Consider the following 9756-nt stretch of genomic DNA (forward strand, 5'->3'; position numbering starts at 1 on the left):
GGCGTAGATCAGAATTCGAGGCCCATTTTCAGATTGGCGCGCTGGCGCTCGAAATTGTCGAGATCGAGCCGGCCGGGATCGCCCGAGGCATGGCCGGACACTTCGACCGACCAGGCGGCGGCGAGAAAGATTTTCGGGGTGACCTGAATATGCAAAGTCGGGCCAATAAACAGCGCGCTGCCGCTGAAGGCGCCAAGACCCCAACCGCCATAGGCGACATTGACTTCCGCTTCGCCGCCGAGCGTCACTTTCGGCGCGACGCGATAGGCCAGGGCGCCGCTGGCGCCGTAAGTCGAAACCCGGCTCCAGGCGAAGTCGGCGGCGGCGCGTTCCATTTCCGGCGCATAGAACAGATTGACGGCCCCATAAAACATGTTGGGGATTATTTCCGTATCGACCGCGAGCCGCGTCGCGAAACTGAAAGTGGAAGTATGGGCGCCGCTGCCGCCATCGAGGCGCTCCCATGCGGGCTGAACCGACAGCGACAGGCCGAAGGGGTTTCCCGGTCCGCGCCCGACGATGAGCCACTTCGGCTTCCACGACAGGCCGCTGAACCCGGTCTGGCTCAGATTGTCGAGGCCCGGAACGTTGGTTATCTGCTGCGAGAGGAAATGGGCGCTGAATTCATTGCCCCAATATTGCGTCGGCACGTATTCGAATTCGATTTCCTGCTCGATCGCATTATAGCGGCCGGCGCGCTTGCGGAAGGCGCCCGTCGTCTCCAGTTCGATCTCCTTTTCGCCTTCGGCGCCAATATCGGTTCCGTTGGTGAAGCCGAAAATATATTTGGTCTCCAGTTCGTAATAGCGGTTGGTCTTGATTTCCTGCGCGTTCGCCGCGCGGGGCGCGGCCAGGCCAAGGCCCGTGGCCAGCAGGGCGAAAGCGGTTCGGAGGGGGGACGCAGCGAACGACATCGTGTCTCTTTTCCTGGCCGGATGTCGGAAATCCCCGGCGAAGCGATGAACCTTTATCGCCTCTCGCAAACGGGACGCCAAACGGAACGCGTTTGTTTAGAATAATTCAAAACTGGATCGCGTTCGGAGAACCTCCGTTTGACGAAAGCTCACTGGATTTCAATTTCATGCGCGTTAGTTTCGCTGTTGAACCGCGCCGGACTTGCGCTGTCGCGCGCGAAATTTTAGCCGACGCCACAGCGCCAGAGGCTGAAAGCCCGCGACTTTTCGCGCCAGGCCGTTGGTGATTGAAGGCCCCCACGATCGCCCTGCGCGACGCTCCACGTCAACAATGGGGCCAGCCCCGAAACCTGCTGGCGGGCTGCGGGCCCCCGCCCCCAGAAATTCGCCGCCAAGGATTTGGATGAAGGCATCCGGGATTTCGAAATCGGCGTGAAACGCCACTGCGGCGCGCATGACAAAAAGGGCGCCGTCGGAGGGCGGGGCGAAGACTAAAGCCGTCCGTTCATTTGAAAATGCCGAAACTCTCGACCCGCTCCACCCAATAGGCGAGATCCGGGATGGCGCAACCGGCGCGCAACCCGGCGAGCAGGTCGGCGAGGCGCGCGCGGTCGAGCACCATCGCCAGCATGTTCCGCTCGATGCGGCCGCGCACTTTCTCGCGCGTCGAACTCCCCTCGAAGCTCGCGCCATGGCCTTCGGCGCGCCAACTGGTGAAGCCCGGCAACGGCGGCGCCGAGTCGAGCAGAAAATCGAGCACCCGATCTTCGGCGGCGACCGGATAGACCAGTGTCAGTTTGCAGAGCTCTCGATCCATTGACGTTTCCGATTTTGCGCTGGAGAGGACCGGCCGGCGCCGCCATAGCGCCTGAACGAAATGGGCAGCAGCACGAGGGTGAGCAAGGTCGAGGTGATCAGGCCTCCGATCACCACGACGGCGAGCGGCTTCTGGATCTCCGACCCCGGTCCTTGCGCGAACAGCAGCGGAACGAGGCCAAGCGCGGCGATGGTCGCCGTCATCAGCACCGGACGCAGCCGCCGCAAGGAGCCTTCGGACACGGCGACATCGAGCGAAGCGCCCTGCGCCAGAAGCTGGTTGAAGTAGCTGACGAGCACGAGGCCGTTGAGCACGGCGATGCCGAGGAGGGCTATGAAACCGACGGAGGCGGGAACCGAGAGATATTCGCCGGAAATCCAGAGCGCGATCATTCCGCCGACCAGTGCGAAAGGCACGTTGGCGAGAACCAGCAGCGCATGTTTCACCGAGCCAAGCGTCGCGAACAGTACGATGAAGATCAGGCCGAGCGCGATAGGAATGACGATTGCAAGACGCGCGGCGGCGCGCTGCTGATTTTCAAATTGGCCGCCCCAGACCAGCCGGTAGCCGGGCGGCAGCGGAACTTGCGCCGCGACCGCCTTTTGAGCGTCCTCGACGAAACCGACGAGATCGCGGCCGCTGACATAGGCCTGCACGATCCCGAACCGCGAGCCGTCCTCGCGGTCGATCTTGACGACCCCCGAGGTCCGCAACAATTGCGCGACATCGCCGCTGCGCACAACGCCGCCGTCGCCGGTCACAATCGGCATTTGCGCGAAAGCTTCCGGCGACTCGCGAACCTCCTGCGGGCCGCGCAGAAGAATTGCGGTGCGGCGATTGCCTTCGATGACGAGCCCGCCCGGCGCGCCGTCGAGCAGGGCGCGCAACTCATCCTGGATGCGGCTGACCGACAATTTCGCGCGGCCGAGCGCCAGCGTGTCGAGCTTGATGTGCAGATAATCGACCGCGCCGGCGGCCGGCGTGACCACTTCCGCCGCGCCGCGCACCTTCGCAAGGGTCGCCTTGATGCGGCCCGACAGGTCGGAAAGGGTCGCAAGGTCGGGACCGAAGATTTTTATCGCCAGATCCCCGCGCGATCCCGTCAGCATTTCCGACGTCCGCATTTCAATGGGCTGGGTGAAGGCGAACTCGACCCCCGGAAAACCCGCCATGACGTCGCGCAATTGGCCGAGCAGCCATTCCTTGTCCTGCACACGCCATTGATCCTTGGGCTTGAGTACGAGGAAATTGTCGGCCTCGTTGAGCCCCATCGGGTCGAGTCCGAGTTCGTCGGCGCCGACGCGGGTGACGATGCGTTCGACCTCCGGAATCTTCTCGCGCAGCGCTTTCTGGATTTGCCGGTCGAGGTCGGCGCTATGCGCCAGATTGATCGACGGCAGCTTCGTCGTCTGCATGATGATCGCGCCTTCGTCCATGGTCGGCATGAAGGCCTTGCCGACGGCATTATAGGCGAAGACCGCCGCGACCAGCCCGGAGACAGCCACCAGCACGACCGGAAGCGGCCGCTTCAGCGAAAAGCCGAGCGCCGTGCGATAGGCCGGCGTCAGACGCCGCATGAGCCAGGGTTCATGATGGCCCGAGACTTTCAGGAACAGCGACGACAACACCGGAATGAGCGTCAGCGAAAGGCAGAGCGAGGCGCTCAAAGCAAAAATAATGGTGAGCGCGACAGGGGCGAACATCTTGCCTTCGAGCCCTTGCAACGACAGCAGCGGCAGGAACACGAGACAGATAATCACGATACCCGAGGCGACCGGCGTCGCGACCTCCGCGGTCGACTGGAAAATCTGATGCAGGCGCGGCACGGCGCTGGTTCCTGCGGCGCCGAGGCGTTCGACATTATTCTCGACCACGACGACCGCAGCATCGACAATGAGGCCGATGGCGATGGCGAGACCGCCGAGGCTCATCAGATTGGCCGACATGCCGAAGGCCGACATGATCAGAAAGGTCGCCAGCGCCGACATCGGCAGAGTGATGGCGACGACGATGGCCGCCCGAAAATCGCCGAGGAACAGCAGCAGCAGCAGGACGACGAGGACCGTCGCCTCGATCAGCGCCTTCTTGACCGCGCCCACCGCGCCCTGGATGAGGTCGGCGCGATCGTAGAAAACATGGACCGAAACGCCGGGCGGAAAACCTTCCTTCAGCGCGTCGAGCCGTTCGCGCACGGCCTTGACGACGGCGCTGGCGTCGGCGCCGCGCAGCGCGATGACGCTGCCCTGCACCGCCTCGCCCACGCCATCCTGCGACACCGCGCCATAGCGCGTCAGCGCCCCGATCTTCGCGGTCGCCACGTCGCCGATGCGCAGGATGCGGTCCTTGTCGGTCTTCAGCACGATCTGTTCGAGATCGCGCGGCGTCTGGATCGAGCCTTCCGAGCGCACGACGAGCGCCTTCTCGCCATCGCCGAGCCGGCCCGCGCCGTCGTTGCGGTTGTTGGCCGAGATCGCCTCGACCAGATCGGCGACGCTGAGCCCGGCAGCGGCGAGCAGGCGCGAATCGGGCGCGACTTCGAAGGCGCGGACATAGCCGCCGAGCGTGTTGACGTCGGCGACGCCCGGAATCGTGCGCAAGGCCGGGCGTATCGTCCAGTCGAGCAGGGTGCGGCGCTCGTCGAGGGAGACGCCCTCGCCTTCCACGGTGAACATGAACACGTCCGACAGCGGCGTCGAGATCGGCGCGAGGCCGCCGGAAACATTCGCCGGCAGATCGGGACGCACGGCGGCGAACCGCTCCGTCACCTGCTGGCGGGCCCAGTAGATGTCGGTGCCCTCCTCGAAGTCGACGGTCAGATCGGCAAGGGCGTATTTCGCCGAGGACCGCAGCACGGTTTTGCGAGGAATGCCGAGCAGCTCCATTTCGAGCGGCGCAACGACCCTGGTCTCGACCTCCGCCGGCGTCATGCCCGGCGCCTTCAGGATGATCTTGACTTGCACTTGCGCGATGTTGGGAAAAGCATCGATGGGGATGCGCAGGAAGGCATAGGCGCCGGCGAGAGCGATCAGGGCCGCGATCAGCAGCGCGAACAGACGCTGCGACAGCGAGAATTCAATCAGGCGACGCAGCATGTTCAATCCCCGGCCATCATTTTTTCGAGCTGCGCCAACCCGTTGGTCGGCAGCTTCTGACCGGATTTCAGGCCTTCCGATTCCACCGTCGCGACATCGGCGGTCCTGCCCTTGACCACGATTTCCAACGGCAGAAACCCTTTCGCGGTGCGCACGAAAACATGCGGCTTGCCGGCGATCCAGGCGATGGCGTCAGCGGCGATCTCGAACTCCTTCGCCATTGCGGGCCGCACAATCAGGATCGTCGTCGCCTCTCCGGTCATGTGATCCTTGCGTGACGGGGTTTCGGCGAGAAGCGTGGTCGAGCGCGTGACCGGATCCAGCGAGATGCCGACCGAAATCACCTTGCCGGAATCGCCGTCCGGCAATTCGATCCGGTCGCCGACCTTGACCTTTCCGACCATCTGGGCCGGCAATTGCGCCTGGAGCCAGAGTTCCTCGCTGGTGTCGACGAGAACCACGGCGTCCATCGCCTGAAGCGCCACGCCCGGCGTCGGGCGAATCTCGACGATGCGGGCGTCCTTTGGCGCGGTCAGACTGTAGCTTCCGTCGGCATTGAGAATGATAGCGCCCATCGCCAGCAGGCGCCGGGTTTCAACCGCGAGGGCGCGGACCTTTTCAACCTGCGCTTCGGCTTCGCCGACCCGGCCCGGAGCGACGAGATCCTTCTGGAGCAGGTCGCGCTGGCGCTGCGCCATAACCTCCGCCGTCTGCAACTCGGCCTCGGCCTGCCTGAGCCGCACCAGGGTCTCCGAAAGGTCCCGGCTCGCCAGCGTCACGAGAGGATCGCCCTTTTTGACGGCCTGTCCGGGCAGGACGTGCAATTTGAGAACCGTGCCGGCAAAGGGCGCGGCGACGGCGACGCGCGCGTTCATCGGCGGGATGATCGTCGCCGGAAGCGCCGCGACGATGCTCTTTTTGGCGAGACGCACTTCGCTCGCGCGCACATCGAACGGTTCCATCTGGTCCGGCCTGACGAGCAATTCCTTCGCGACTTCCTGCGCCGCCAATGAAGCGTCGCAGCCCAGCAGCGCAGCAACCAGCAGAGCGGGGAGCCAGGATCGGCGGACGGTGGGTTGGTGCGTGCGCGCCATGACGAATCCAGTCTGTTCAAGTATGCCGACGAAGTTCGGTTTCGCCTCCGGCGATTTTTGAAACCGTCGCGCCGACCGCTTTTGACAAATCAGATGATCCGGCGATTGGTCGGGTAGGGGTTATAAGGCGCGGAACCTGACATTTCGCTGTCAACGCGCCGTCATTCCCGGCCCGAGGCCAGAGAATGCTTTCACCGCCTCCCCGATTTCCTTCTTTCGAATGCAGCACCTCGGCTGCCATAAAGGCTTATCGGCTCTCCAAACACTGAAGCAGGATCGGAATCTACTCACCTTAGTCCTGAGGCAGAACGGTCGGTTTCGGTCGTTGCAAGACCTTCGGCGCTCGCCGCCTGGCGCTCGGGTTCAGTGTTGAAGTTTTAAAACGCAATCTCCTTAAATCCCGGGGAGATCGTGGCGACATCCAACCCCGCGCTGTCTCAAGCGCCCTTGACGAAGGCAGGCTTTTCTTCCCGCGCCAGTTATGCGAGTTTGGCGGCTGGTCGGGAGGGCCCATGAGCGACGAACCCTGGAAGGATTGGGTCGGACGGCAGGAAATCGCCTATGACCGGATCGGCGAAGCGCCCGCTCGCGCGCTGGCGGCGACGCTCAACCGGTCGGTCGATCTTGCCGTCGATCCGGGCGCGGCTTTGCCGGCCGTCTTCAACTGGCTTTACTTTCTGAAATTTGCGCCGATGTCGGAAGTCGGCCCCGACGGCCATCCCAAGCGGGGCGGATTCCTGCCGCCGGTCGAGCTTCCCCGGCGCATGTGGGCGGGAAGCCGGTGCCGGTTCGGCGCGCCGATCCGCGTCGGCGACGAGGCGGAAAAAATCTCGACCATTCGCAAGATCGAACACAAGTCCGGCAAGGCGGGCGAGATGGTGTTCGTCACCGTCCATCACGAGATCCGCGTCGGCGGCCAGACCGCCATCGAGGAGGAACAGGACATCGTCTACATGGGCATTCCCGAGACGTTCCGCCTGCCCGCGCCGATCCCCCTGCCGCCCTGCGACTGGCGCGAGATCGTCGCTGTCGATCCGGTGCTGCTGTTTCGCTTCTCCGCCGTCACGTTCAATGGCCATCGCATCCATTACGACCGGTCCTATGCGATGGAGGTCGAGAAATATCCGGGCCTCGTCGTGCATGGGCCGTTGCAGGCGGTGCTGCTGTTCGACGCCGCCTGCCGGCGCGAGCCGAACCGGACGCCTGCCGGATTCGACTTTCGTGGGGTGCGGCCGCTTTTCGACTTCGACACTGCGACGGTCAACGGACGCAGCCGCGACGACGGGGCGACCGAAATCTACACCGCGACCGGCGACGGCGCCGTCTGCATGCAAGCCACGATGCAATGGGCGTGAGCGGGCCCGGGAGCGCCTCGCGCCAGGACGCGTTCGGCTGCGGGCGAAGCCCTCTATTCGACCGCATGGCGCTGTCCGAAATTTCTGCAACTTTTCGGGAATAGGCGCGTCGCGAATAAGCTCTTATAGCCGCAGGCGACGGCAAGGCAGGACGCGCATAATGGTCAAGATTCTTGAGGGGCTCAGAATAGTGGAAGGATCGGCGTTCGTCGCCGCCCCGCTGGCGGGAATGACGCTCGCGCAAATGGGCGCCGACGTCATTCGCTTCGATCGCATCATCGGCGGGCTCGACTACCATCGCTGGCCGGTGACCGACAGCGGCCGAAGCCTGTTCTGGGAAGGCCTCAACAAGGGCAAGCGCAGCATTGCGGTCGATATGGCGACGCCGCGCGGCCGCGAGGTGCTGACGCGGCTCATCTGCGCGCCGGGCGAGCAGGCGGGCATTTTTCTGACCAATCTGCGCGTGCGCGGCTGGATGGACTACGACTCGCTCAAAAAACACCGCGAAGACCTGATCATGATGTCGATCATGGGCGACCGCAGCGGCGGCCCGCAGGTCGATTACACGGTCAATCCGGCGATCGGGTTCCCGATGGCGACCGGGCCGGAGGATTATGCGGGACCGGTCGGGCATGTGCTGCCGGCCTGGGACTGCATCACCGGACAGCAGGCGGCGCTGGGGATCCTCGCCGCCGAGCGTCACCGGCGCGCGACCGGCCAGGGCCAGCTCGTCGAAGTGGCGCTCAAGGACTCGGCGCTCGCCATGCTCGGCAATCTCGGCATCATCGGCGAAGTCGCGATCAATGGCGTCGATCGGCCCAAATACGGCAATTCGCTCTATGGCGCCTATGCGCAGGATTTTCTGTGCAAGGATGGCGGGCGCGTTATCGTCGTCGGCCTCACGATAAGGCAATGGGACAACCTCAAGGCCGCGACGCATACGCAAGTGGCCTTCGACGAACTGACCACCAAGCTCGGCGTCAAGCTGAGCCACGAAGGCGAGCGCTTCAAGCATCGCCACGCCATTACCGCCGTCCTCAAGCCTTTCTTCGACACCCACCGGATCGAGGATTTCGCCAGTTCGTTCGACGAGCACGGCGTGACCTGGAGCCCCTACCGGACCTTCAAGGAATGCGTCGAGCAGGATCCCGACTGTTCGACCGACAACCCGATGTTCTCGGTGGTCGATCATCCGGGCGTTGGCTCTTACCTCACGCCCGGAAACCCCGTTGCGTTTTCGCAGGTCGAGCGCATTCCCTCAGGGATAGCGCCGCGTCTTGGCGAAAACACCGACGAGATTTTGAGCGAAATCGGCTATGCCGAGGGCGAGATCGCCAGGCTTCACGACGACCACATCGTGGCGGGGCCGTCCTGACGGGACTTCCGTCCGCAAGGGCTGTAATTTCGCGTCCAAGTGTCCGCCGTCCGGCTTAAAAAAATCCGCCGCCGCAGAAGTGAGCCCCCGATATGTCGTCCGAACTCTCGACCCTGGCGCTGTTCCTGTTCGTTCCCGCCGACCGGCCCGACCGATGGGAGAAGGCCTACGCCGCCGGCGCCGACGCCGTTATCCTCGATCTCGAAGACGCGGTCGCCGCCGCCGCCAAGGACGGCGCAAGGTGGGCGCTGCGGGAGGGACGCGACACCATCGCCGCCGCGCCATGTCCCAGTCTCGTGCGCATCAACGCCCGCACCAGCGAGCATTACGGCCACGACCTCGAAGTTGTGAGGCACCTCGGACTCGCCGGCGTCATTCTGGCGAAGGCCGAAACGGGCGCGGACATCGAGGCGACCGAGGCCGCGGCCGGAGCGCCGGTCGTGGCGCTCGTCGAGAGCGCGAAAGGACTGGCCGAGGCGCGGCAGATTGCAGCGGCAAGCGCGCGCATTGCCTTCGGTTCAATCGATTACGCCGCCGATATCGGTTCGGCTCATACGCGCGCAGCGCTCGCCTCGGCGCGCGCCGAACTCGTTCTTGCGAGCCGGCTCGCCCATCGGCCAGCGCCCATCGACGGCGTGACGACGAATATCAAGGACCCCAATCTCGTTCGCGCCGACGCGGAATATGCCTGCGAACTCGGCTTCTCCGGCAAGCTTCTGATCCATCCGGCGCAGATCGCGCCGGCGATGGACGGTTTTCGCCCGAGCGACGTCGACATCGCCTGGGCGGAGCGCATTCTGGCCGCGCGGGGCGCCGCCGGCGCGGTCGCTATCGACGGCGCCATGGTCGACGCCCCGGTTTTCCTGCGCGCCGAACAGATTCTTAGGCGCGCGACGCGGTTCCGCGCGCCCGCTGCTTGAAAGCGCGGCGCGTTGCGATAACGGAATTTGGCGAAGGCAGTTTGGGGATTTGAGAAGGTGTCGGCGTAATCGCGCCGAAATCCCCAAGAGCGCGGCGCGAGGAATTCGGGGACTGGATTCGAATTGCGCAAGCATGGCCTTTTCAGGCGAGGCGCGCGCGATGGGGCGCAATTCGTTTCCTGTCCCCGA

Annotated in this window: 7 protein-coding genes; 3 read left to right on the plus strand and 4 right to left on the minus strand. The window is 64.3% G+C overall.

Features of this window, described 5'->3' with window-relative positions:
- Positions 1-8 precede the first annotated feature (8 nt).
- The 4 genes from QZY01_RS03790 to QZY01_RS03805 all read right to left on the minus strand — a co-directional run bounded on the left by QZY01_RS03790 (position 9) and on the right by QZY01_RS03805 (position 5917).
- Complete coding sequence (locus QZY01_RS03790) at positions 9-914, minus strand: hypothetical protein (RefSeq protein ID WP_294533537.1); 906 nt, start codon at positions 912-914, stop codon at positions 9-11.
- 505 nt (positions 915-1419) lie between these two features.
- The gene (locus QZY01_RS03795; RefSeq protein WP_294533540.1) at positions 1420-1731 is read right to left on the minus strand and encodes a DUF3240 family protein; all 312 of its coding nucleotides are present in this window, start codon (positions 1729-1731) and stop codon (positions 1420-1422) included.
- Complete coding sequence (locus QZY01_RS03800) at positions 1707-4823, minus strand: CusA/CzcA family heavy metal efflux RND transporter (RefSeq protein ID WP_294533542.1); 3117 nt, start codon at positions 4821-4823, stop codon at positions 1707-1709. Before QZY01_RS03800 ends, QZY01_RS03795 begins: the two co-directional genes overlap by 25 nt.
- 2 nt (positions 4824-4825) lie before the next feature.
- On the minus strand, positions 4826-5917 hold the full coding sequence (locus QZY01_RS03805; RefSeq protein ID WP_294533543.1) for an efflux RND transporter periplasmic adaptor subunit: 1092 nt from the start codon (positions 5915-5917) through the stop codon (positions 4826-4828).
- 512 nt (positions 5918-6429) lie between these two features.
- Here QZY01_RS03805 and QZY01_RS03810 point away from each other — a divergent pair.
- From QZY01_RS03810 to QZY01_RS03820, 3 genes are all read left to right on the plus strand, one after another.
- The gene (locus QZY01_RS03810) at positions 6430-7272 is read left to right on the plus strand and encodes a MaoC family dehydratase N-terminal domain-containing protein (RefSeq protein WP_294533546.1); all 843 of its coding nucleotides are present in this window, start codon (positions 6430-6432) and stop codon (positions 7270-7272) included.
- A 160-nt stretch (positions 7273-7432) separates the two neighbouring features.
- Complete coding sequence (locus QZY01_RS03815; RefSeq protein ID WP_294533549.1) at positions 7433-8647, plus strand: CoA transferase; 1215 nt, start codon at positions 7433-7435, stop codon at positions 8645-8647.
- A gap of 92 nt (positions 8648-8739) precedes the next feature.
- The gene (locus tag QZY01_RS03820) at positions 8740-9567 is read left to right on the plus strand and encodes a CoA ester lyase (protein ID WP_294533551.1); all 828 of its coding nucleotides are present in this window, start codon (positions 8740-8742) and stop codon (positions 9565-9567) included.
- The last annotated feature ends 189 nt before the right edge of the window (positions 9568-9756 follow it).

Origin of the sequence: uncultured Rhodoblastus sp. (genome assembly GCF_903903185.1) — a bacterium.
Classification (GTDB): Bacteria; Pseudomonadota; Alphaproteobacteria; order Rhizobiales; family Beijerinckiaceae; genus Rhodoblastus.